This window comes from Phocaeicola faecicola (genome assembly GCF_013618865.1).
GTDB classification, from domain to species: domain Bacteria; phylum Bacteroidota; class Bacteroidia; order Bacteroidales; family Bacteroidaceae; genus Phocaeicola; species Phocaeicola faecicola.
On the sequence record NZ_JABSOE010000030.1, the window covers coordinates 18279 to 38375 of the forward strand.

At 47.5% G+C, this 20097-nt stretch carries 29 protein-coding genes; 13 read left to right on the forward strand and 16 right to left on the reverse strand.

The genetic code is table 11. From position 1 onward, the window contains the following. Positions 1 to 279: 279 nt before the first annotated feature. On the forward strand, positions 280 to 1542 hold the full coding sequence (locus tag H3001_RS09690; RefSeq protein ID WP_005816273.1) for an ATP-binding protein: 1263 nt from the start codon (positions 280 to 282) through the stop codon (positions 1540 to 1542). Positions 1543 to 1682: 140 nt separating this feature from the next. On the opposite strand, the gene H3001_RS09695 is transcribed toward H3001_RS09690, so the two are convergent. The 7 genes from H3001_RS09695 to H3001_RS09725 all read right to left on the reverse strand — a co-directional run bounded on the left by H3001_RS09695 (position 1683) and on the right by H3001_RS09725 (position 8327). Then, the gene (locus tag H3001_RS09695) at positions 1683 to 3089 is read right to left on the reverse strand and encodes an OmpA family protein (RefSeq protein ID WP_005816276.1); all 1407 of its coding nucleotides are present in this window, start codon (positions 3087 to 3089) and stop codon (positions 1683 to 1685) included. 54 nt (positions 3090 to 3143) lie between these two features. Continuing rightward, entirely contained in the window at positions 3144 to 4595 is a 1452-nt protein-coding gene (gene mobV / locus H3001_RS09700; protein ID WP_005816278.1) for a MobV family relaxase, read from the reverse strand. A 208-nt stretch (positions 4596 to 4803) separates the two neighbouring features. After that, entirely contained in the window at positions 4804 to 5688 is an 885-nt protein-coding gene (locus H3001_RS09705; protein WP_005816280.1) for a hypothetical protein, read from the reverse strand. 79 nt (positions 5689 to 5767) lie between these two features. Then, entirely contained in the window at positions 5768 to 6262 is a 495-nt protein-coding gene (locus H3001_RS09710; RefSeq protein WP_005816282.1) for a hypothetical protein, read from the reverse strand. Then, positions 6252 to 6665: a hypothetical protein gene (locus tag H3001_RS09715; RefSeq protein WP_005816283.1), complete on the reverse strand. Its 414-nt coding sequence runs from the start codon at positions 6663 to 6665 to the stop codon at positions 6252 to 6254. The genes H3001_RS09710 and H3001_RS09715 overlap by 11 nt, the downstream gene beginning before the upstream one ends. 78 nt (positions 6666 to 6743) lie before the next feature. Continuing rightward, positions 6744 to 7190 carry a hypothetical protein gene (locus H3001_RS09720; RefSeq protein ID WP_004319947.1) on the reverse strand — a complete coding sequence of 149 codons (447 nt, stop codon included), beginning with the start codon at positions 7188 to 7190 and terminating at the stop codon, positions 6744 to 6746. A gap of 24 nt (positions 7191 to 7214) precedes the next feature. Then, positions 7215 to 8327 (reverse strand): hypothetical protein, encoded by a 1113-nt coding sequence (locus H3001_RS09725; protein ID WP_181214797.1) that lies wholly within the window; start codon positions 8325 to 8327, stop codon positions 7215 to 7217. Positions 8328 to 8581: 254 nt separating this feature from the next. On the opposite strand from H3001_RS09725, the gene H3001_RS09730 reads away from it, so the two are divergent. The 10 genes from H3001_RS09730 (at position 8582) to H3001_RS09775 (ending at position 13059) form a co-directional block, all read left to right on the forward strand. Next, the gene (locus H3001_RS09730) at positions 8582 to 9205 is read left to right on the forward strand and encodes a recombinase family protein (RefSeq protein WP_005816288.1); all 624 of its coding nucleotides are present in this window, start codon (positions 8582 to 8584) and stop codon (positions 9203 to 9205) included. Positions 9206 to 9221: 16 nt separating this feature from the next. Next, entirely contained in the window at positions 9222 to 9905 is a 684-nt protein-coding gene (locus H3001_RS09735) for a DUF3800 domain-containing protein (RefSeq protein WP_005816290.1), read from the forward strand. Between the two features lie 3 nt (positions 9906 to 9908). Next, positions 9909 to 10445 carry a hypothetical protein gene (locus tag H3001_RS09740; protein WP_005816292.1) on the forward strand — a complete coding sequence of 179 codons (537 nt, stop codon included), beginning with the start codon at positions 9909 to 9911 and terminating at the stop codon, positions 10443 to 10445. A gap of 194 nt (positions 10446 to 10639) precedes the next feature. Further along, on the forward strand, positions 10640 to 10939 hold the full coding sequence (trxA, locus tag H3001_RS09745; protein ID WP_005816294.1) for a thioredoxin: 300 nt from the start codon (positions 10640 to 10642) through the stop codon (positions 10937 to 10939). A 10-nt stretch (positions 10940 to 10949) separates the two neighbouring features. Next, entirely contained in the window at positions 10950 to 11525 is a 576-nt protein-coding gene (locus H3001_RS09750) for a DUF6155 family protein (protein ID WP_007837469.1), read from the forward strand. A 14-nt stretch (positions 11526 to 11539) separates the two neighbouring features. Further along, positions 11540 to 11785 carry a hypothetical protein gene (locus H3001_RS09755; protein WP_005816298.1) on the forward strand — a complete coding sequence of 82 codons (246 nt, stop codon included), beginning with the start codon at positions 11540 to 11542 and terminating at the stop codon, positions 11783 to 11785. 183 nt (positions 11786 to 11968) lie between these two features. Then, complete coding sequence (locus H3001_RS09760; RefSeq protein WP_005816300.1) at positions 11969 to 12406, forward strand: DUF4186 domain-containing protein; 438 nt, start codon at positions 11969 to 11971, stop codon at positions 12404 to 12406. Continuing rightward, on the forward strand, positions 12403 to 12609 hold the full coding sequence (locus H3001_RS09765; protein ID WP_005816302.1) for a hypothetical protein: 207 nt from the start codon (positions 12403 to 12405) through the stop codon (positions 12607 to 12609). Before H3001_RS09760 ends, H3001_RS09765 begins: the two co-directional genes overlap by 4 nt. A 9-nt stretch (positions 12610 to 12618) precedes the next feature. After that, positions 12619 to 12855 carry a hypothetical protein gene (locus H3001_RS09770; RefSeq protein WP_005816304.1) on the forward strand — a complete coding sequence of 79 codons (237 nt, stop codon included), beginning with the start codon at positions 12619 to 12621 and terminating at the stop codon, positions 12853 to 12855. Positions 12856 to 12879: 24 nt separating this feature from the next. Next, a complete protein-coding gene (locus H3001_RS09775) occupies positions 12880 to 13059 on the forward strand; it encodes a transcriptional regulator (protein ID WP_005816310.1) in 180 nt (59 codons plus the stop codon). Positions 13060 to 13359: 300 nt separating this feature from the next. Here H3001_RS09775 and H3001_RS09780 read toward each other — a convergent pair whose 3' ends face one another. Together H3001_RS09780 and H3001_RS09785 are read right to left on the reverse strand one after the other, a co-directional pair. After that, positions 13360 to 13851 carry an SLOG family protein gene (locus H3001_RS09780; protein WP_005816313.1) on the reverse strand — a complete coding sequence of 164 codons (492 nt, stop codon included), beginning with the start codon at positions 13849 to 13851 and terminating at the stop codon, positions 13360 to 13362. A gap of 3 nt (positions 13852 to 13854) precedes the next feature. After that, positions 13855 to 14421 carry a hypothetical protein gene (locus H3001_RS09785; RefSeq protein WP_005816315.1) on the reverse strand — a complete coding sequence of 189 codons (567 nt, stop codon included), beginning with the start codon at positions 14419 to 14421 and terminating at the stop codon, positions 13855 to 13857. Between H3001_RS09785 and H3001_RS09790 the strand changes: the two genes are divergently transcribed. Beyond that, the gene (locus H3001_RS09790) at positions 14415 to 14666 is read left to right on the forward strand and encodes a hypothetical protein (protein WP_225494525.1); all 252 of its coding nucleotides are present in this window, start codon (positions 14415 to 14417) and stop codon (positions 14664 to 14666) included. The two genes, H3001_RS09785 and H3001_RS09790, sit on opposite strands and share 7 nt — an antisense overlap. A gap of 306 nt (positions 14667 to 14972) precedes the next feature. On the opposite strand, the gene H3001_RS09795 is transcribed toward H3001_RS09790, so the two are convergent. From H3001_RS09795 to H3001_RS09820, 6 genes are all read right to left on the reverse strand, one after another. Next, positions 14973 to 15251 (reverse strand): plasmid partition protein ParG, encoded by a 279-nt coding sequence (locus H3001_RS09795; RefSeq protein WP_005816317.1) that lies wholly within the window; start codon positions 15249 to 15251, stop codon positions 14973 to 14975. Positions 15252 to 15258: 7 nt separating this feature from the next. After that, positions 15259 to 16014, reverse strand: coding sequence for a ParA family protein (locus tag H3001_RS09800; protein ID WP_005816319.1), 756 nt, complete (start codon positions 16012 to 16014; stop codon positions 15259 to 15261). Positions 16015 to 16133: 119 nt separating this feature from the next. Next, positions 16134 to 16559 (reverse strand): single-stranded DNA-binding protein, encoded by a 426-nt coding sequence (locus tag H3001_RS09805; RefSeq protein WP_005816321.1) that lies wholly within the window; start codon positions 16557 to 16559, stop codon positions 16134 to 16136. 53 nt (positions 16560 to 16612) lie between these two features. Beyond that, positions 16613 to 16969, reverse strand: coding sequence for a helix-turn-helix domain-containing protein (locus tag H3001_RS09810; RefSeq protein ID WP_007837478.1), 357 nt, complete (start codon positions 16967 to 16969; stop codon positions 16613 to 16615). A 47-nt stretch (positions 16970 to 17016) separates the two neighbouring features. After that, the gene (locus tag H3001_RS09815) at positions 17017 to 17268 is read right to left on the reverse strand and encodes a hypothetical protein (RefSeq protein ID WP_007837480.1); all 252 of its coding nucleotides are present in this window, start codon (positions 17266 to 17268) and stop codon (positions 17017 to 17019) included. Then, positions 17256 to 17810 (reverse strand): hypothetical protein, encoded by a 555-nt coding sequence (locus H3001_RS09820; RefSeq protein WP_005816324.1) that lies wholly within the window; start codon positions 17808 to 17810, stop codon positions 17256 to 17258. The genes H3001_RS09815 and H3001_RS09820 overlap by 13 nt, the downstream gene beginning before the upstream one ends. An 882-nt stretch (positions 17811 to 18692) precedes the next feature. Here H3001_RS09820 and H3001_RS09825 point away from each other — a divergent pair. Then, on the forward strand, positions 18693 to 19007 hold the full coding sequence (locus tag H3001_RS09825; RefSeq protein WP_224204806.1) for a hypothetical protein: 315 nt from the start codon (positions 18693 to 18695) through the stop codon (positions 19005 to 19007). 355 nt (positions 19008 to 19362) lie between these two features. Here the strand turns inward: H3001_RS09825 and H3001_RS09830 are convergent, their stop codons facing one another. Further along, positions 19363 to 19749 (reverse strand): single-stranded DNA-binding protein, encoded by a 387-nt coding sequence (locus H3001_RS09830; RefSeq protein ID WP_004319910.1) that lies wholly within the window; start codon positions 19747 to 19749, stop codon positions 19363 to 19365. Positions 19750 to 20097 lie beyond the last annotated feature (348 nt).

Genomic DNA, 20097 nt, shown 5'->3' on the forward strand with positions numbered 1-20097 from the left:
AGGCAAGAAAACAGACGGAGGAGTTAATGAAATACCCAAATCTTTGATTTGCGGAAAGCTGTCGTTCAGTCCTCTGCCTGTTAGCATGGCGGTACTTGACCATTCGCCCGGGCAGTAACTTTGCAAAGAAAAATGGGCATCGGCAAGTGGAATAGACACTACAAAACAGGAAAATCATTGATTTTTAGTGCATTTTTCTTTATTTCTTTCTTTGATTTAGGATAAAATATATAACTTTGCCTCCGAAAAAGTGTCACAAGTGACAGTTTTTCGTAAAATATGATAGTAAACAGATATAGATACATAGAACAGTTGAGCCGTTCAAAGAACAACGGGCTCATAAAGATAATCACAGGATTGCGACGTTCAGGCAAGTCGTTCCTTCTGAAGAAACTCTTTCATCAGCATCTATTGGATGAGGGCGTGAGAGAAGACCATATTCTCGTCATCGACATGGAGAGTAGGAAGAACAGAGAGTTCAAGAACCCGGACTACCTGTTGGACTGGGTGGAAAAGATGATGATTGACTATGAGACTTATTATATCATCATCGACGAGGTGCAGGAGGTGGAAGACTTTGTAGAGGTGCTCTCTTCCTTGTCAGTTACCGAAGGGGCGGATGTGTATGTCACAGGCTCCAACTCGCGTTTCCTGTCCTCTGACCTGGTGACGGAATTCCGAGGCAGAGGTGACGAGATACATGTGTGGCCACTATCCTTCAAGGAGTTCATGACGGTGTATGATGGTTCGAAAGAAGACGGTTGGGCTGAATACAGACTGTACGGAGGTTTGCCGCAACTACTTACACAGGTTGGGGATGAGAAGAAGGCTGATTTCCTGCGTCGCCTTTATCGCACGGTATATCTACGTGACATCTACGAGCGGAACAACATAGAACTGAGACCTGAATTTGAAGAATTGTCGAAGACCGTAGCATCCAGTATAGGAGCACCTGTCAATGCACTGAATATAGCCAATACGTTCAAGTCCGTAAGCAATGTGCAGAGCATAACCGACAAGACAGTGTCGGCTTATCTGGAATATATGCAGGATGCTTTCCTTATCGAAAAATCCGAAAGGTTCGACATCAAAGGACGGAAATACATAGGTTCGTTGTCCAAGTATTATTATCAGGACGTAGGTCTGAGGAATGCTATTCTGTCGTTCCGTCAGAGCGAGCCGACACATATCATGGAGAACGTCATCTACAATGAGATGCGTATGCGAGGATGGCTCGTGGATGTGGGTAACGTCTATCATCGAGTGAGGAATACGGAAGGAAAGCAGCAGAGGGTGACATTGGAAGTGGATTTTGTCTGCAACAAAGGGAGCGAGCGGATCTACATCCAGTCGGCGTGGCGTATGCCCGATGCAGAAAAGATGGAACAGGAGAAACGGTCGTTGCGTCTTGTAGATGACTCTTTCCGCAAACTGCTGATCGTGGGAGAACATACCAAGCAGTGGAGCGACGAAAACGGCATACAGATAATGAGTATATATGACTTCCTGCTTGACTGGTCAAGTACTGAGAAACACGGATAAAAAAAAGATATGCGCATAGAATATGCGTTAATACATATATGATTAAGGGAGGGCCTATCCATCACGGACAAGCCCTCCCTTTCTAAAATTTATCAATGAAAAAAAAGTTTTAGTGCTCTTGTTCGGAGCTGTATGTCTGGCTATAGATACAGCAGGATTCTGGTATGGCGGTTCGCCTCATTGGGCGAGTAATCGTCAATGCCGCCATCGAAAATCTGAGAGATGGTGCCATTTTCCATACCACGTTTCATCAGTTCCTCTGCAATGAATCTGGCACGGGAACGGCTGAGGTTATCATTGATGGCTTCACTGCCTGTGGCACTGTCGGCAGCGCCGATGACCTTAACTTTCAAGCCATATTTCTTGGCGATGCGTGCTACTTCGTCGAGATTGACGAGCTGTGACCTGTTGAGCAACCTGTCAGTGCCAAGTTCAAAGAAGAAATAGATGGGCGCACCTATGCAAGCCTTTCCTGAGTGGATGAGCGATAGGTAATCGTCTTCCGGCTCACCTTCAGCATTGCCATATTCTTCTGTACAAGAGGCGGACTCCATGACCTTTGTCTTTTGACCATTACCATACTTGTCTCTCATTCTTGCACGCAGCGAGTTGAGACCGCTGTAGTCGTTTCGAGGATAGCCATTTGTGACGGAAGAAGCGGCATCGTCAGAAAAGAGGTGGCCGTACTTGTCCAGAAGTCCCTCGATGGCAAGAATCTTGCGCAGCTGCTCCAGAGTCTGACAATCTCGATCGTGCTGGGCGTGATAGCGGCTGTTGCTGTCAGAAAGGGATGAGGCGTATGCCGAAAGCCATTCGTTCTGTGCGATGTACGGGCGAGCGTCTATCACTCGCTTCCAGCCAGTCTTGCCGATGCGGACAGAGAGGCCGAGGGATGCGGACAGCAGATGGTCGCCAAGGCGGTGTGCCTTGCCATAGCCGTCAAAATCCTGCATGGTGGTCATGTTGCCTATCTCTGCCGTAACAGCAATGCGTGGGGAGAGATGATACTGCCCCTGTATGCCGTAGGAAATGGCAAAGGGCTTGTGGGCATTCACCTTGTTGTGCAGCATACCCACGCCCACGTATGGAATGACACTCCATCTGGCAAGAGTGTGTACATCGTCCTTGTAGAGGTTGCCGAGGACATTCCACATGAAATCAGCACGCAGGTACTGGTAGTCCTGCGAGGAGTTGTTGCAGTCGTTGAACTGCATACCGCCATAGTTCAGACGACCGCCGACGGAAGGTGTGAACCATTTGCCGATCGACACGGAGAATGCCGGTTTCATGCGACCGAATAGGTCGTTGCATCCGAGCGGTTTGCCGAGGAAGACCGTAGTTCCTCCTGCCGCTTGGACAAACCAGTTGTCCGTCCATGGCGAAGCTACCAATGCCCCTTTCATGTAGGAAGGTTTAAGCGGACGAAGCATACCGTCTGCCGAAAGTCTGCATACAACGGTGGTGGTGTCCGCCGTGCGGTGATAGTCTTTGGCTTGCGCACCCAATGAAAGGGCGAAGCCAAGGGATAGAATAAGTATTTTTCTCATGTTGTTCAATTTAATCTGGTGAATACTATAACAGGTGATACGTGACAGTGCCGCTTATCGTTTCTTCCTTTTGCCGGAAGAGGGGCGCATCATGCGTGCAGCTTTCATCATGCAACGGCGTGCCCAAGCGCGTTCATCCTCGTCATCGTCACGTCCCCATTTGAGGTCGGACGAACTGCCGCCACCGCCATGACCTTCGGCAAAGGTGGTGGCATCATCGACGTAGCCGAGGAATAGAAGCGTGGCACAGTACATCACCTCCGTTCCATTCTCCGCAAAGGCCTGAAGCAGGGAACCGTCAAACACGTCCTTGCCCTCATTGGAAAGCCGTGCCACACGTTCGGAGAACTCGCTGACCATGTTTTCGAGAAGGGCATTTCTGAGAACGGTGTCCGCACCTTGTCGGATAGTATCGGAATATCTGTGTGCCTCCTGCCGCAACTCCTCCGTGCGCTCCTTCATGGCGGTCATCTCCTCACGCAGGGCATCGAGCTTGCGGTCAGCCTCTGAGAGCTTCTCCTGCTTGTCGTCCAGTTTCGACTGGATAGCGGACAGTTCCTGCTCCAGCTCTTGGACTTGCTGACGGAGAGCATCAGGATTGTCGTGACCTGCAAGAATCTGCCGATGCAATTCAGCAAGTGCCGCCTCCTTCTCAGCCTTCTCCTGCAAGAGGTTGTTGACCATTGAGGTGAGTCCTTTTACTCTCCGCTCTGCCAGACGGATGTCCGATTGGAGCGAGGCGAGTGTCCGCTGATGGGTGGCGACGGACTGCTCAATGGTGGTGCACTGTTCTGACAGCTGGCGGCGGTATTCTTCGGTGGTGCGGTGGCGTGCTCCCGTCTCTGAGACGGAAGTTCCGCGCTCCATGCCCCAACGCTTGTTGACATCGGCAAATTCGCTGTGCAGGGCTTTCATCCTGGCAGAAAACTCGTACTTGTCCTTTCCGGCGAATATCTGTTTGTATGCAAACTTGCCGTCCTTGATTGGCAAGAGGGTGCAGTGAACGTGCGGATTGGTTTCGTCCAAGTGTAAGATGAAAGCGACGATGTTCTCCTCACCGTATTTGTCCGCAACAAAGCGGTAAACATCCTTTGCCCATTCCTCAATGTCCTTGCATCGGGTTAGATGCGAATTGTCCGCTCCGTGAGTGAGATTCACCTTCTGGTCACCGAATGCCAATTCTGTCATACGTTCTCGTGAGCCTCCGAAGATGAAATTGACCACTGTGCGGAAGCGTGGCTCTGCCAGTCCCTCGTTGGGGTCTTTGATTCCACGGCTCCGCAGGATGTCTGCCATGCGCTCCGGGATGCTTCGGCTCTTGTCTATAGGACAAACCTTGCCGCCCCGAACCTCGAAGTTGAGCCGCTCACGGCTGCGGTCGTAGTTGCCTGTTGATTCAGCGGATCCCCAACCCTTTTCCGTCCAACGGCGTTGGTGCTCGTTGCTCTGTGCTGTGGTGATTCCCTTAGATGGTCGGAAATCCATAACCTGTTTTGGTGTTGCCATAACCTATTTCCTTTTATGTGTGTACAACTCTCCTGTCTCCAGCTTGCTGCTTGTAAGGACAGCCTCCCGATGGTCGGAGACCAAGAGGGGTATTAGGCTACCCAAATTCCCTCATTTCCGACCAACGGGCAAGCCCGATTATTTTACAGCAATGGCAGACGTGTAAACACTGTGCCAGTAGAAAAGAAGAAGCGTTGTACGGTGATTATTAGAGGTTAATACAGCCTTTTGATGGACAGGAGCCCTCTTGGTTGGCTACAATGGCAAGGAACGGTCGGCAGAGTGACTGAAACTGTGACTTGATGGCTGCGCTTTCCTGATGCAAGGCTGGTGAGCTGCCATCCAATGCCAATTCTGATATTGCCTTTGCCGCCTCGATGAATGAGAGCCAGTCTCCTCCCAGGTCTTTGTAAAAGAAGGGAAGAAGGGAGGTAACGAGGGCGTTATCTGTTTCCTGCGAAAGCACCTGATGGAAGGTGGCTTCGCAGACAGCTGTGAGTGCAGTCATACAAAAGGCGTGTCCTACAGATTCGGGAATGTTTCTTCCGCATGGCACCTTGCCAATTGAATTGCCATTGTCGGCTTTCTGCAAGATAATGGCTACTTCCTCTGTTGCATCTTCGTAGAGTTGTTCACATTCCGAGGCGCAAGCCGATGCGGACATCTTGCCGCTTCGCCATTCGTCCAATGCGGTACACATCTTCTGGCGGAACACATCCAAGGCTGCGTCAATCGGAGAAACGGCAGGTGTCTCAGCCAACATCGGGATGGTGATGATTTGGCTCTTCGTGAGACGGGTGACGGAAATCTGGTTCATCTTCTCCAACTGCTCGATGAAGGTGCGGACAGTGGCGCGGTGCCAATGCCAGCATCCTGCCAGTTCGGTAATGGTGATTACAAACTGCCCGTTGGACAGGCTGAACTCCTGCTTGCACAGATCCTTGGGGATGTACTGTACAGAAGCCTTGTCTACAAGGTCAAGGTAGGCTTCGAGCTTCGACAGCCTTATCCCGGACCTCTCTTTCAAGAACTCCAACAGGGACATCCGTTCAGACATCTTGCCGGAACTCGTTCTATGTTTCTGTTTCTTCATTTCAATAATCTGTTTGGTGAATACTGTTGTTTGTCGCCAGCTCCATTATACAAAAGGAACGGCATGATACAGGTGATACTTAATAGTAGTATATGATGAGCATTTCTGTGTCTTCGAGGAGCATCTTGCGGTCAGCCTTGTTCTTCCACAGCGATATGACTATGCGCGAGGGATAGAACAGTGATGCCAGAAGGACAAAGGAGATGGTGACAGCAAGCGTGAACAGATGAGGAGTGAAGACAAACACCACTGCCGCCAACGCGGCGATGCAGAAGGGTGTCCGCTCCTCGTGCAGACGCTGTAGCCACCTCTCCACATCCATAAAGACAAAGAATATGGCAAACGCTATGGTGGAAGCCACTACGCCTATGTCGTTATAGTGTACACAGAGGTAGAGGAAGTGGAACACGTACAGCAGGATGAGCAGCATCAACCGGTAGAGCTTCCTTGCTGTCACAAGCGCGGTCATGCGCAGATAGAACCGTGTCATAAACTGTCTGCGGCTTCTGTGCAGAATCATCGTCACAAAGAAGAACGCTGACATCAGGATGAGAAACAGTATCTTACTTGTCATAATATGTATAGCATGTGAATAATGGAAGTGGACTCAGGTCGGGCTGGACGACACCGTGTGTGGCAGTGGATATGATACGCTCCACATCCTCCAGTGTCAGTTCTCCCTTGATTATTCTCTGACGGAAAGCTCCGTCGGTTGTCCGAAGGCTCTTGATAGCCTGTTCCAAGTCGTACTCGGCTATCTGCCACACTTGCCCTCTCGTGTAGGGGAAATGATGGTGGATGGCCTTGACCACAAGCACACGGCTGAGGATGTCGGTCATTCTGCCGTTCCTGACTATCGTGTGGTTGCGGACAGTGGCGATGCTCTCAATCTCCAGCCATGTGCGGTGACGGTCGAGAAGATGGATAATCTTCATGTAAAGCGTTTCCTTCATCAGATGGTCGGGAGCTTGTGGCATGACTTTGGCCTTTGTTGTGGACAACAGAATGGAGCGTTGTTGCGGTAGAACAGGACTGTCATCTGGCAAATGTAACTTTCAAATGAAGTCGAGCAGGACTTCCTCCTTGGGCTTCATGTATTTGAAGAACCCGTTCTTGCAATGCAGACTGAGGTCGAGGCATACATCTGCCGACATGTGCTCCAGCGAGTCATAGATGGTCACTTTTATCTGGCTGACCATGCCACGCTCATCTGTGGAGCCGTTGACCTTGAACATCCGTCCGAAAGAAGGGTTGGAATAGGCACAGCAGCTGTGTCCGAACTCCGTATGACGGCTTGGAATGTGGTGATAGAGGATTATCATTTCCATCTCGTCTTCGAGCATATCCATCACCTCCTCTATCGTGAAAGGGGTGTTCAACTGGAAAGTAAGAAGCACGTAATCGTCATACTTGACAGGCTTCTCCATCTTGCGCTTGTCCAGCAGTTCTGGCAACTGCAAAGGCACGACGGCAAGGAAATCATCGCAAAACTGTTCTAACATAATCGTATTCTCTGTTTGGGGTGTTTATAATCTTGTGACATAAATCTTCATCATGAGCATGGGCATATCCGACAGGCGTTGCTTGTCGAGGTGCAGTTTCTTGGCCAGACCGTCCATCTCCTTGGGGAGCGCATCGGCTATTTTGTAGAGGTCTGCCTTGTCCTTGTCGGAGAGCACGCTCACGGAAAGGTCATCCATCGTCATGAACGGCTGCATCATCATCAGGAGGTAGGCGTGCATGGTGTGCTCGTCCTTTACCCTGCCACTATTCAGATCCTCGATAGCCGCTTGTGCGTTGCGCAGCAGACGGTGGTTGGTGCGCATGGAGAGGTATATCATTGCATCCTTGTGGGACAAATCCTTGCGGTCGGCGGCACGGAGTATCTCCCGACAGCAGTGTTCGGTGTTTCGTCTGATGTCACCGATGTCATCGTCAGCAAAATCCGGCAGGTATTGCAGGAAGGATTTGAAATACAAATGCTCTTCCTTGATGAAAGCGAGCAGGTCTTCCTTGCCGTGAATGCCTTGCTTGGCGGATTTTTGCAGGAACAGCAGGTAACGCTTCAGTACCGCCTGTTTACCACCTTTATTATATATAGGCAGGCTATCCAAGGAAGCGAAGAATGGCTGTGCTTCCTTCACGGCTTGCTGTAGTTCCTCATCACCAACATGGGAAGAGGTCTGTTCTCTGAGATAGAGCAGGTCGTGAAAGGTGCGTTGCTTAGACATCGCCATACGGCACAGCTCGATGTGGATGGAGTCGTTCAACTCATGATATACCGTGAACGGGTATGAGTGGGCTTTCCTGACAGTGTCACGTGAGATGCACGATGTCACGGAATCGTCCAACACGCGCCATTCGTTGACAATCTTAACTAATGTCTGAATTGAGACCTTGCCGTTCTGTCGAAGAGTGGTCAGAAAGCCATGATACTCTCTGATGGCTTCATCGCTCGAATGGAACGACTTCGTGCCGTTTCCGTCTGAACATGCTGTCAGCATGACTACGGCAAACGCAGTGGCAATACAAATGGCAAGTCTGATACAGCCATGCGAGTTTGATTTTGCATTATACAATATTTGCTTCATGCAATGGAGGTTGGTTTGTCCTCCGAAAAGTTGGGTTTCATATTTCATTGTTGTCATTATTTTGAGTCTGATTTTGAAATTGACGGTGCAAAGTTAATGCGTTTCAGCGATATATTTGCAAGAATGACAGTAAGTTTAATCTTATTTGTGTATCATACTTGCGAGTATGATTTTCAATGAAATCAAGTGAAAAGAAAATGGCAAATTATCGTGTTTAAGTATGATTTTTCGTTCAAGTATGATTGTTTCTCGGAAAAATAGTGTACCTTTGCACTTGATTTCATTTAATAGCGTACAACAGTATGGCAAAAGTAGGTTACATCTTTATCGCCACCAATGGCGAAGAGTATGCAGAAGACAAGGCTTGGATGCAGCAATACGGCTGTGTTCAGGTGATAGAGGAACTGTCCGAACACGAGAGGCTGCGCCCGATGTGGAAGCAGCTCATATCGAGTCTGGAGCGCGGCGACGAGCTGGTGGTGTCGAGGTTCAGTAACGCACTGCGTGGCACCCGTGAACTGGCTACATTCATAGAATACTGCCGTGTGAAGGTGGTTCGCATCATCTCCATCCAAGACCGCATCGATACGTTTGACGAACTTTTCCCCGACACCAAGCCCTCACAGGTCATCCGTATGTTCGGGTCACTCTCTGAGGAGTGTGCCGTGCTGCGCAAGGCATCGGCACACATCATCCATCTGCAACAGAATATCCGGCCGCCCAAGAAGTCGGAAAGGGCACTGTCGAAACTGGAGCGTGAGAAGAATATCGTGAACATGTACAACGAGGGGCACAGCATAGATGACATCTTTGCCATCAGCGGCTTCACAAGCCGAAGTTCCGTGTTCCGCATACTCAACAAGCATGGTGTGACGCTGAACCGTGGACCTCATAGTGGACCGCTGAAGAAAAGGAATAAAGAATAAACAAAAAACAGATACAATGAATAAGACATTCAACATCTACTGTGATGAAAGCACCCACATGGTGCATGACGGTCATCCCTACATGCTTTTGGGATGTACAAGTATAGCATACACACAAATCCGCATGGCAAAAGATGCCATAAAAGATATTAAGAAGAAGCACGGCTATAGTGATGAGCTGAAATGGACAAATGTCCACGAGGCCACGTATAAAGTCTATGCAGAGCTTATAGACTGGTTCTTTATGAATGACATGGAATTTAGGGCTGTGGTTGTTGACAAGAGTCAGATTGACGAGAAACGAGAAGACTATACGTTTAATGATTTCTACTTTCGCATGTACTACCAATTGCTGCATCACAAGATGGACATGGATTATACATATAACATATATATGGATATCAAGGACACATGCAGTAGCGATAAGCTGGAGAGGCTCAGAAAAATAATGGAATACAACTCTTCCATTGGCAGGTTTCAGTTTATACGTTCACACGAAAGTGTCTTCATCCAATTGGCAGATGTTCTAATGGGAGCCATCAACTACAACCTTAGATATGAAAAGGGAGAAGTTGAAGGAAGGGTGAGAGCCAAAATGAAGCTGATTGAAAAGATAAAAAAACACAGTAATATCAGTCTCAACACCACAACTCCCAAATTTAGAAAGAAGTTTAATTTGTTTTTTATCGCACTGAAATAGCCAATGAGCAGTTTGAATATTATCAAGAAATACCCTGAGCTGCTGGAACTGGCATATCTCAGTGAACGAGAAAGAGAGCATGATCTTCATGCAATATTCAAGCGTGATATAGAAGATAACTGTCAATTCTCATTCAGAGGGTGGCGCATCTATCCTATAAAGACAGATGGCGAGATTGACATGGCAAGATTGTTCAAGCATCTTACCTGTGAAGAAATCATGGTTGAGAACGAAGACGGTACGACTTATCCAAAGCGAGTATTCGAGATGGCTCGTTCACAAAGGCTTCATTGGATAAATCACCATGTGAGAGAATTGACACCAGACAATCTGGATGTATTTACCATAGAAGAGAGGGACGGCAAAAAGCGTAAGGTCAAGAAAACATACATCTATGATAAAGTGGAAAAGTATGTTATTGTCTTGGAACAACAACGTAGCAACGGATTCTATCTGTTGACAGCATACCATCTTAACAAAGAGTATGGACTAAAGGCTTTGGAAAAGAAGATGAAAAAGAGATTGCAGACACCACTATAAAACGCAAGACCCGAATTGCATCAAAGGCAACCGGGTCTCGAAACTCCTTCTATCTATAGATGAGCGCTGCAAAGGTACGAATATTCTTTGAAATAACGAAGGTTTTTCATTGAATTCTTCTCGATTTTAACATTTGCAGGGCAGTATTGTAAGATAACAGGAAAGAAAATAGCATAATTTTACAGAAAATCGTAATGGAAACATTCAAAGACGTTATATCAAGTGACCAACTTGTCTTGGTCGATTTCTTCGCCACCTGGTGCCAGCCATGCAAGATGATGCACCCCATCCTTGAGCAGGTGAAGGAAGTGTTGGGTGACAGAATCCGCATCATCAAGGTAGATGTGGACAAGTATGGGGTGACTGCAAGTCAGTATGGCATACAGTCTGTGCCCACATTGATGCTGTTCAGACGCGGCGAAGTGTTGTGGAGGACGAGCGGTGTGATGCAGAAATCAGAGTTGCTGGCAACGATTGACCCGTTTTTAAGATAAAAGAGCAGAAATGTCAAAATCTAAATTAAAGTCTGTCCTCATGTCCATGGACAAGAGTGAAATAATAAAAATGGTATTGGAACTTTATTCTGCACGGAAAGAGGCAAAGGAATATCTTGACTTCTATGCAGAGCCGAATGAGGGCCAGAAGCTGGAAGAGTATAAGCACATCATACGGGAAGAGTTCTATCCGAGCAGAAACAGAGAGCCAAAGACACGCTTCTCAGTGTGCCGCAAGGCATTGTCCGACTTCAAGAAACTGAAGCCTTCGGAAGATTCAGTCGCAGAATTGATGGTGTTCTATATGGAGAATGCCTGTCAGTTCACTTATGACTATGGAGACATGTGGGAGCAATTCTATGATTCTGTTGAGAGTAATTTCGACAAGACATTGCGCCACATCGTGCTTTATGACCTTTGGGACAAGTATGATTCCCGAATCAAGCAATGCCTTCGTTGGGCAAGCCCTTGTGGATGGGGATTTCCTGACGCACTGAATGATATGTATGAGGAAATGAAGGCGCAAAATGAGGAACTCCGAAAGAAATACAGGAATTTCAAGATGCCCATCAACGCTGATTATTAAACGAATATACTCAAATGGGGAAACCAAAGAAAAAACATAAGAAAGCGAAACAACTGCCCTTAAGCAAAGAAGAGCAGATTTTTCAAGCGGCAAGAGACCTTGCAGCTGAAATTGGCATATCCTATTCTGAGGCATTAGGGTTTACTTTGGGCATAAAGGACGTAACGTATGGTTGGGAAGAAGACTATACGGAAGAAGAGTTTCAGGCACTGATTGACCACGCTGTGGGAGACACTGATTATGAGCACACCCTCTATTGAATCATCTACACGAGAGGAACGTTTGGATTACGTTCTGAATGAATGGAGATGTCTGCACAACTGTGAGCTGTGCGGTAAGTGCCATATTCTGAAAGGCAGAAGCGAAGAAATACTCTATGCAGACTATATAGACGGCAAGCGGTCATATATGGATATAACATTAGAAATCAGAAGCAACAGATAATGATGTCACAGAAATACATATATCCATCGTTGTTCCAAGAGGAAGAGCCGCAAGAAAGCGTTCCTGGTGATAAGAAAGAGTATGACCTGACGAATCTCTTTGAGAGATTGGCAAAGTCTGATTTTCGCAGCCGGTTCCATCTGTCCAAGCAAGACAGGGAGTATGTAATGGAAAAGGGATTGCCGACGATACGAAAACACGCAGAGGACTTTGTGGCAAAAAGACTTGCTCCGGCTGTCATACCGAACGACGGCAAGCAGACTCCCATGCGTGGGCATCCTGTTTTCCTGGCTCAACATGCCACTGGCTGTTGTTGCCGGGGATGCTTCTTCAAGTGGCATCACATCTCAGCAGGCAGGGCACTGACCAAGGAAGAACAGGAATATGCTGTTGCCGTATTGATGGCATGGATTGAAAAACAGATGAATAAAGGATGAAGATAGAAGAAGCCATAGTATATGTGATGGTAAAGCGAAATGGCGGCATGACAACCGACCAGATTGCCGATGCCATCAATCGTCATAGGCTGCACCTGAGAAAGGACGGTCAGCCTGTGACAAGCAAGCAGGTGTATGCAACAATCTGCCGTTTCCCTGAAATGTTCACAAAAGAAGCTGGCAGAATCATGTTAATGATATGACGTAACGATATGACAATAGATACAACCAACATGTGCTCACACCTTCAGAAGAAGTTGTTTGAACCAGAAGGTGTGTATTATCCTATATGGCAAGCCATGCAGGATGATGAGACCTTGACAGCAGTGGTACGAAGCAGACAGCTGCACATCTACAGAAACGGGAAGAAAATTCTCGTTCTGGCAGGTAAGGCACAACCGAAGATTATAAGGGAAGACAAAATACAAGAGTTAATAACAAGATTATAAACAAAACATCAAATCATCAAAACAATGGACGCAAAAGAAAAAGTATTGGCAACAATGAAAGAGGCTGGTCAGCCTCTCAACGCAGGTAAAATCGCAGAACTCAGCGGTCTCGACCGCAAAGAGGTAGATGCAGCCATGAAGCAGCTGAAAGCAGAGGGTGCAATCGTCTCTCCTGTGCGTTGCAAATGGGCACCTGCAGAGTAAGGTTTATACTGCTGTCTTGAAATATAGGCAGCAGTATCTTTATTTTTATCAAAATGTTAAGGTGAGGAATCTGAATATCCTTGCCTACGGACACAATTATCCGCTGCATCTTTTTGGGGTAAGGTGCAGACGTATGGCTGTCAGCGTATCTTGGTTTAAAGACGCTTAGCGGTCACGGCGGAAGTCGTTTCGTCTCTCTCCGCCGAACAAAGCTCTGAGCACATTGCCCAAAGCTCCGAACACGAAGTAGCAAACGATGATTGCAACAATATCGTCCATAAGCATTTTCTGTTTTATGGGTTATACACTATTATGAAGATTCACTATGTCCAATCCCTGCCTCTTGGCTTCTCTGACGGTGTAGAACGTGCCGCCCTTGGGATTGCCATCGAAGTAGGCTATGAGACGTGAACTGCGGTTGACCATATAGTCGTTGCGCCTCAGAAGGCAGCCATTGTAGTATTGCTCGCTCAATACGACCACGTCATCCACGATGCGCAGGATGGCATCATACTTGGCTTGCTCTTCCTTGCTCCACCGGTCAGACTGACCACGGAACGGCACAACGGCTATCACCTGCAAGTCCTTCAACTCGCATTGCAACGAAAGGGCGGCTTCTGCCGCCAGCAGGTCAAATCCCATTGCCATGCCACAATAGAAATACCGGTAGCCGTCGGCATACGCCTTGGCTATCTCCGATTTGAGACATTGCTTCAACTCCCTCCGCTTGGCGAAAGGTACGCTGCGGTGTCCGCTGAAGCATACGGACACTGCCTTGTCGTACTTTGTCATACTTTACCTTACTTTATAATGTGTGCGTGCGAGGAACATACCGCCAATAACACATGCCCCGAGCCTTTCGAGTTGGTTGGCATACTTGGCATAGCTGAGACCCTTGGTTATCACATCGTCAAAGACCAACACCATTTTGTTGTCGAAGAACGGCTCATCAAACTCAACGACATTCGCCTTGCGGACTTCATCCTCGTTCTTGCGGTTATCGTGGATGGTCTTACGCTCTCCGCATACCCTCACGTGCTCGTAGCCGTTTTCCGCTCCTGTCAATTCACACACCCTGTGGCAGAAAGCCTTGTAGCGGAGTTCGTTGCTCTCGCTTGTGGATGCTGGAACGGGGGCGAAGACGATGTTCACGCAACCCTTGCCGTAGAGTGTCAGCATATTCTCTGCGGTGCGCTGCGCCACTTCCTCGTAGGCTCTTCCGTCCTTGAAGTCAAACACTAATTGTCTGTCGGCAATCTCCTTCTCACCCACATTGCGGATGCGTGCGGGATAGTATTTGCAGAACCAAGTCTGAGGCTTGTCTAACTGCTTTTGGATTTGATAGTCATTCTTGTGTGCCATTGCTCTTATGTTTTTTCTTCCCTTATTTCGGAGGCTTTTCCTGCCTGCCCAAGGGATATTTTTTGCTTTCCAAGAGTGATGGCGATCAAAAAGCCAAATCGGGAGCGAAAAATACGCTCTGCACGCAGAGGAAGATTTTTCGGTCAAATGCAATGGACGATTTGGTGTTTGAACAATCGCCAGCATTACCTTTGCAAAACAATATCCGCAGCGGCAAGGCAGGCGAAAAGAAATCTGTTATGTAAAAGAGGAAACGGGCGGGATGGCGTGGGGCGAAGCTGTATATGGGGAAGGACGATAGTTGATATGAGGGAAAAAGAGAAAATCTTGTAATAGGGAACGACATTGCCTTTTATCAGCATGGAGACAGTCCTACAAGCAGAGAAAACTATTGCCCTAAAAATGAGTTGGATAGTATTTTCTAAAAGTAGTATCGACTACGAATAGTATAATAGTCGAATAGTTTTTACTACCATACTACGGATAGTAAAGTCTGTTTATAGAAGAGATAGCGGTATCATCGTCTGTTCGGCGATGATACCGCGCGGCACTCATGTGTCATGCCGCTTTAGGTATTCTGTCATTGCCTCATTGACAATATCACGCAAGGACATCCCTTTCTTGATGGCGAGGTACTTCATCCTCGTGTGGATGCTCTTGTTGATAAGGAAATTGCAATGCACCGGCACTTCGGTAGTCTCAGAAACAGACACAGGTGGTGCTGGTGTAGTTTCTGTGACTATCTGCTCCTTACTCGGCTTCTTTGTGGAAGAAAGGAGTCCGTTGAGACCGCCTTTCATTCCCTCTTTCAACATACTGCTCTTGCTCATGGCTATGCTATTTTAAGTTTAACACTTCTTTTGCCAAAGACATATAATCACTGGCACCATTGGATTTGGGATTATACTCAAAGATAGTCTTGCCGTTGATGGGTGCTTCTGCCAAAGCCACATTATCACGGATGACGGTCTTGAAAACCTTCTCGTGAAAACTGTCATTGACGATTTCCCTCACGCTTCGGTTCAACGTCTTGCGGCGATCGAACTGGGTGATGACGATGCCGCCCACTTTAAGGTTGGAGTTGAGCCGCTCCTGAACGATGCGGATGATGTCCATCAACTTTGCCATACCTCTCATGGCAAGGTATTGCGCTTGAACAGGGATGATGATGTAGTCGGCTGCGGTGAGGGCATTCAAGGTCAGCAAGCCCAATGACGGTGGACAGTCGATGATGATGTAGTCGAAATGCTCTTTGGCGATGGCTTTGGTGATAAGTCCCTTCAAGATAAGCTCCCGTCCCGGCTCGCTGATAAGCTCTAACTCAGCCGCAGACAGGTCAAGGCATGAGGGTGAGACGGTGATGCCGTTGTGCAACTTGACCAACGGCAAGGTGTACTGTCCACACATTGCGCCATAGACTGTCTGTTCTTCCTCGATGGACAATCCCAAGGCTTCCGTGAGGTTGGCTTGTCCATCCATGTCAATAGCCAAGACGTTCTTCTTACTCAGTTGCAGAGCTGCCGCAAGGCTTACTGCGGTCGTACTTTTCCCTACACCACCCTTGTGATTTAATACTGCAATTATCTGTGTCATAACATGATACTACTATTAGTGAATACTACTTTACTATTCTACTACTGATAGTACATACTAACCATAGTAAAAGCGGATTTACTACGATTAGTACGTACTACTCTCAGTTGATACTACCCTCAGAAGGGAAGGTCTTCGCTCTTGTCCTGCGGTGCATCGGCTGGCGGTACGGGAGCCTCGCCCTCTGCCTTGGCTGCCTTGCGTGCCTTTGTTGCAGGTGTGTCGGTTGCATCCTTCTTCCCTGCATTGACAAAGGCGATGGAGTCAGCTATGATGCTATGCTGTATGTGGTTCTCTCCGTTGCGGTCTGTCCAAATGGAAGAAGTCAGTGTGCCTTCCACAAGCACCATACGACCCTTGGTGAGGTATTCAGCCAAACGGATATGGTTCTCCTTGCTGCTCTTCACCCTTACCCAAGTGGTGATTTGCTTGCCCTTACTGTAGTCGTCCACTGCGATGTCAACAGCCATGAATGTTCCGTGTGTACCTGTGATGACGCGGCAATCCTTTGCTCCGATGCGTCCGATAGTGTGAGTGTAAATCATAATGTGAAAATGTTATAGTGGCAAGTTGGTTAGACTTGCCGTTACCTTGTTATTTAAATGACTTTTCTTGTTGATTGAACATAAGCTATTGCTTCATTCATAATTTCTGCTCGTGACCTACTCTTGTTATCTTGCATCCACTCATCAATTTCAGATTTGAGGAACATGATACGTTTCCCCTTCTTATGGAATGGTATTTGTTTATTGCTTGTCCAACAATAGATTGTGTGTTCAACTGGATGGGTAGGGAGATACTCACTCAATTCGGAAACACTAAGCCATTCCAATCCCTTATCGGGCTGAATTTGAGTCATTAGTGTGGAAAACTTTTCTTCTAAAATCTCCAGCTTGTTTATTACTAATGACAATGCTGATGGCAAGTCATTAAAACTCAATATTTGCTTTTCCATATCAATATATGTGTGGCAAGTTGGTTAGGCTTGCCGTTACCTTGTTATTAATATCCTTTCTTCGTCTGCCTTGTATTGGCGACAAAAGACTTGTTGCTGCCTGTGAGACTGATAGAGCCGCAATTAACAAACTCTCCGTCGGAATAGACTCTGTACTTCTGTCCGCTTACCTCATGCTTCTGTTTGATGCGCTCTCGCATCCACTTCTTGGCTGCGGTCAATGAGCAAAAGGTCTCGCTCTCCTTGGTCGTCTCGTCATATACGATGCACTGGGTCATACATGCTCCTACTTCATCCATGCACCTATACTCGACGTGACATAGTCCAACTGACCGCCAAATATGTCGCTTGGCTCTATGTCGTATTGTCCATCCCTCACTTCCTTGTCCTCTCCAAGAAGCGACAAGTTTCCGTCGGCATCCAAACGTGCTGCGTCTATGACGATGTCACGAGGCTCGTCAAAGAGATAACCTGCCACGATGGGCTGCTCTCCCTCGAAATGCACCTCAAAGCCTCCGTCCACCTCCGTGCCGTACTTGCGAAGAGCCGCTTTCAGCTCGTCCTGCTCCCGGTGCTGCAATGCCTGGAGTTGTCCGTGGATAGTGAGGTCTTGCAGTTCTGCCTCTCGTTTGGTGTGGGTTGCCTCGCCGGTCTTGCAGTCGATGTCATACTTGTGGTAAACCACTGGGATATGGTCTGCCGATGTGACAAGCCATGTGATGTTGTTCACTGAGAAGCCCTGTCTGGTGAGGAACTCCTCGATGTCTGAGCCGAGAAGGTGGTCGGCTACGTCAAGATACTCGATGCGTGCGTCAGCATCATGCAGGATGATAATCTTCATTGCCTTTCTATTTTTAGTGATACAAATAAGTTTGTCGCCCATGTCGCTGGACTTGTTTAACTACGTTGAAGAAACTTACGCTCAGCATAGTGAATAAATTCCCTCTGCGTTCGCTTAACCGTTTCTTTCTCTTCCCTCCTTTCGAGACCTTTCAGCCTGTGGAGGGATATTTTCTGCTCCCACAAGCCGCAAGAAAAGACATAAAGACAAATTATGTGTGAAGAATACTCTTTTCCGAGGAAAAGGAAGATTGTTCACAGTCACAAGACCTCAAGCAGAATTTGACGATTGTCTCAGACGCGGCTAACTTTGCAGGAAATATGCCTACCACTGCGCTGATTGGAAGAAGATTATTGATATTGGCTGCAAGAGGAATGATGTGTTATATATAAAGAGGTAAGAAGAAAGATTGAAACAGTAAGGGTGGGCAGTGAAGTGTTTGCAGGTCTGCTGTACCGACATAAAGCGAGTGTGTTGGCTGACCGGGATGCAAGTCATCAAAGCTTCAGCCTTGATAGCTTGTAGCACGGACAGACAATTCTCTCGCGTCGGTACTTCGGCATACTGTCAGCTTTGGCTAATAGCAACGTGTTGCCATCAGCCAAGGATGTCTGTATGACGACAGACCATGTAACGCTTCGCAAAGGCGTGGGGCAAAGCAGTATAATTTAGAAGTAGATAGTAACGTATATCAGGCAAGAAGAGACAGTTGCGCAACGGACAAATCGGGCACTCCTGTCAGCATGACAAATGTGCCTTGTCCTTGCCGCAGGACACTGAGGCAGATTGGACGTAGCAGACATGTCTGCCACATTCAATATGCCTGAGTGGACAAGAACTGCCTCTTGTATAGCAGAAGAGAAATTGTAAAACAGTTGATTAGTGGTAAAGGTGGTATGGGTGGGCAGAATGGCATTACACGGACATTGCCGAAGCCCGATAATGGGACAGCCAGACAGCAATAAAGGCAGTTATCAGAAGTGTCAGTTTCTGATAGTGACATTGTTGGCTGCCTGTCACATGGGATTCGTGCGGTGTCCGTACAGTAATGCCGTTCTGAAGGTGTGGGGCGAAGCGATACAACGCACTTGGACGAAACCACCGCTTATAACAGAAAATATTTTGCAGTCAAAGAGAAGAAGAATAGTAAAGCAGGTGTGGGTGGGTAGTGAAGCTGTCGCAAGATTGACGGTCTGAATATCAAGGCGAGTGGATAGCCAGTAAAGGACACAATTATCAGAAGCCTCGGCTTCGGCATCTTGTGGCATAGATGGCAGTCCTCTCGCGTTCAGACCTTGGCATACTGTCTTTCTTGGCTAATAGCGACTTTGTCGCCATCAGCCGGGAATATCTGTATGCCAACCATCTTGGTGACGTTTCGCAAATGGTGAGGGACGAAGTGGTTAGAATAAAGGAAGACGGCGTTGCCGTTATGGTTAATAAATGCACATGGTTGTTATTAGAGAAGATTATCACACGCTATAACAGCAGATTGATGTCCCTGAGCAAAACAAAAGCGACCCGAAGGTCGCCTTGTTATGGAGAGGAAAGGCTATTTCTTGCCTTTCTTGGTTGCTGGCTTGGCCGGCTCTTCCGCAGGAGTCTCCTCCTTGTCGGGACACTCGTAGAACTTGGTTGCAACCATGATGATTCTGGAGTGCTTCACGCCATCCTTGTCTGTCCACTCCTCTGGCTTGAAGAAACCCTCGACGGTGAGCAACGTGCCCTTGGTGAGCTTGTCGAATGATTCGGTGTGCTCGTTCTTGCGCCATGCCTCCATATTCATGAAAGCCGATACGCGGTTGGTTTCCTCGCCGTTCTTCTCCTGACGGCCTACTGCCAATGAGAAGCGTGCTACGCTGGCGTTTGCGAACTGACGGATTTCTGCATCCTTACCTACGAAACCTGAAACTGTGAAGTTGTTCTCGATCTTTTTCATTTTGAATTGAATTTAAAAGTGAAACTTAATTTTTACATGCATTCAAAAGCAGGGATGTGGCACCATGTGGGAAGCACCATGAAAATCGTTCGCAATACTCTTTTTGTCGTTGGCGGTAAGGGAGAAAAAGGAAGATTACGCACTATTTTATTGGTCACAGCGATAGCGGCCACACAAGAAGGAGGAAGTCCTTCGCAGCATCACGCTACCTTTGCATGGTAAAAATAAGTGGCTTTCAAATAGCTCAATTCAGAAAAAGACGGGGCCAAACAATGGAACAAAGGTTGTAAGCAAGGAGGCAATCCGTATGCAACAGACAGGGGCACTGCTATGGCTGTATGCCTGGAG

What these genes read in the sequence shown, in the direction of transcription:
- H3001_RS09690 (WP_005816273.1), top strand. Translation starts at nt 280, where the DNA reads ATGATAGTAAACAGATATAGATACATAGAACAGTTGAGCCGTTCAAAG.
- H3001_RS09695 (WP_005816276.1), bottom strand. Translation starts at nt 3,089, where the DNA reads ATGAGAAAAATACTTATTCTATCCCTTGGCTTCGCCCTTTCATTGGGT.
- mobV (WP_005816278.1), bottom strand. Translation starts at nt 4,595, where the DNA reads ATGGCAACACCAAAACAGGTTATGGATTTCCGACCATCTAAGGGAATC.
- H3001_RS09705 (WP_005816280.1), bottom strand. Translation starts at nt 5,688, where the DNA reads ATGAAGAAACAGAAACATAGAACGAGTTCCGGCAAGATGTCTGAACGG.
- H3001_RS09710 (WP_005816282.1), bottom strand. Translation starts at nt 6,262, where the DNA reads ATGACAAGTAAGATACTGTTTCTCATCCTGATGTCAGCGTTCTTCTTT.
- H3001_RS09715 (WP_005816283.1), bottom strand. Translation starts at nt 6,665, where the DNA reads ATGCCACAAGCTCCCGACCATCTGATGAAGGAAACGCTTTACATGAAG.
- H3001_RS09720 (WP_004319947.1), bottom strand. Translation starts at nt 7,190, where the DNA reads ATGTTAGAACAGTTTTGCGATGATTTCCTTGCCGTCGTGCCTTTGCAG.
- H3001_RS09725 (WP_181214797.1), bottom strand. Translation starts at nt 8,327, where the DNA reads ATGAAATATGAAACCCAACTTTTCGGAGGACAAACCAACCTCCATTGC.
- H3001_RS09730 (WP_005816288.1), top strand. Translation starts at nt 8,582, where the DNA reads ATGGCAAAAGTAGGTTACATCTTTATCGCCACCAATGGCGAAGAGTAT.
- H3001_RS09735 (WP_005816290.1), top strand. Translation starts at nt 9,222, where the DNA reads ATGAATAAGACATTCAACATCTACTGTGATGAAAGCACCCACATGGTG.
- H3001_RS09740 (WP_005816292.1), top strand. Translation starts at nt 9,909, where the DNA reads ATGAGCAGTTTGAATATTATCAAGAAATACCCTGAGCTGCTGGAACTG.
- trxA (WP_005816294.1), top strand. Translation starts at nt 10,640, where the DNA reads ATGGAAACATTCAAAGACGTTATATCAAGTGACCAACTTGTCTTGGTC.
- H3001_RS09750 (WP_007837469.1), top strand. Translation starts at nt 10,950, where the DNA reads ATGTCAAAATCTAAATTAAAGTCTGTCCTCATGTCCATGGACAAGAGT.
- H3001_RS09755 (WP_005816298.1), top strand. Translation starts at nt 11,540, where the DNA reads ATGGGGAAACCAAAGAAAAAACATAAGAAAGCGAAACAACTGCCCTTA.
- H3001_RS09760 (WP_005816300.1), top strand. Translation starts at nt 11,969, where the DNA reads ATGATGTCACAGAAATACATATATCCATCGTTGTTCCAAGAGGAAGAG.
- H3001_RS09765 (WP_005816302.1), top strand. Translation starts at nt 12,403, where the DNA reads ATGAAGATAGAAGAAGCCATAGTATATGTGATGGTAAAGCGAAATGGC.
- H3001_RS09770 (WP_005816304.1), top strand. Translation starts at nt 12,619, where the DNA reads ATGACAATAGATACAACCAACATGTGCTCACACCTTCAGAAGAAGTTG.
- H3001_RS09775 (WP_005816310.1), top strand. Translation starts at nt 12,880, where the DNA reads ATGGACGCAAAAGAAAAAGTATTGGCAACAATGAAAGAGGCTGGTCAG.
- H3001_RS09780 (WP_005816313.1), bottom strand. Translation starts at nt 13,851, where the DNA reads ATGACAAAGTACGACAAGGCAGTGTCCGTATGCTTCAGCGGACACCGC.
- H3001_RS09785 (WP_005816315.1), bottom strand. Translation starts at nt 14,421, where the DNA reads ATGGCACACAAGAATGACTATCAAATCCAAAAGCAGTTAGACAAGCCT.
- H3001_RS09795 (WP_005816317.1), bottom strand. Translation starts at nt 15,251, where the DNA reads ATGAGCAAGAGCAGTATGTTGAAAGAGGGAATGAAAGGCGGTCTCAAC.
- H3001_RS09800 (WP_005816319.1), bottom strand. Translation starts at nt 16,014, where the DNA reads ATGACACAGATAATTGCAGTATTAAATCACAAGGGTGGTGTAGGGAAA.
- H3001_RS09805 (WP_005816321.1), bottom strand. Translation starts at nt 16,559, where the DNA reads ATGATTTACACTCACACTATCGGACGCATCGGAGCAAAGGATTGCCGC.
- H3001_RS09810 (WP_007837478.1), bottom strand. Translation starts at nt 16,969, where the DNA reads ATGGAAAAGCAAATATTGAGTTTTAATGACTTGCCATCAGCATTGTCA.
- H3001_RS09815 (WP_007837480.1), bottom strand. Translation starts at nt 17,268, where the DNA reads ATGGATGAAGTAGGAGCATGTATGACCCAGTGCATCGTATATGACGAG.
- H3001_RS09820 (WP_005816324.1), bottom strand. Translation starts at nt 17,810, where the DNA reads ATGAAGATTATCATCCTGCATGATGCTGACGCACGCATCGAGTATCTT.
- H3001_RS09830 (WP_004319910.1), bottom strand. Translation starts at nt 19,749, where the DNA reads ATGAAAAAGATCGAGAACAACTTCACAGTTTCAGGTTTCGTAGGTAAG.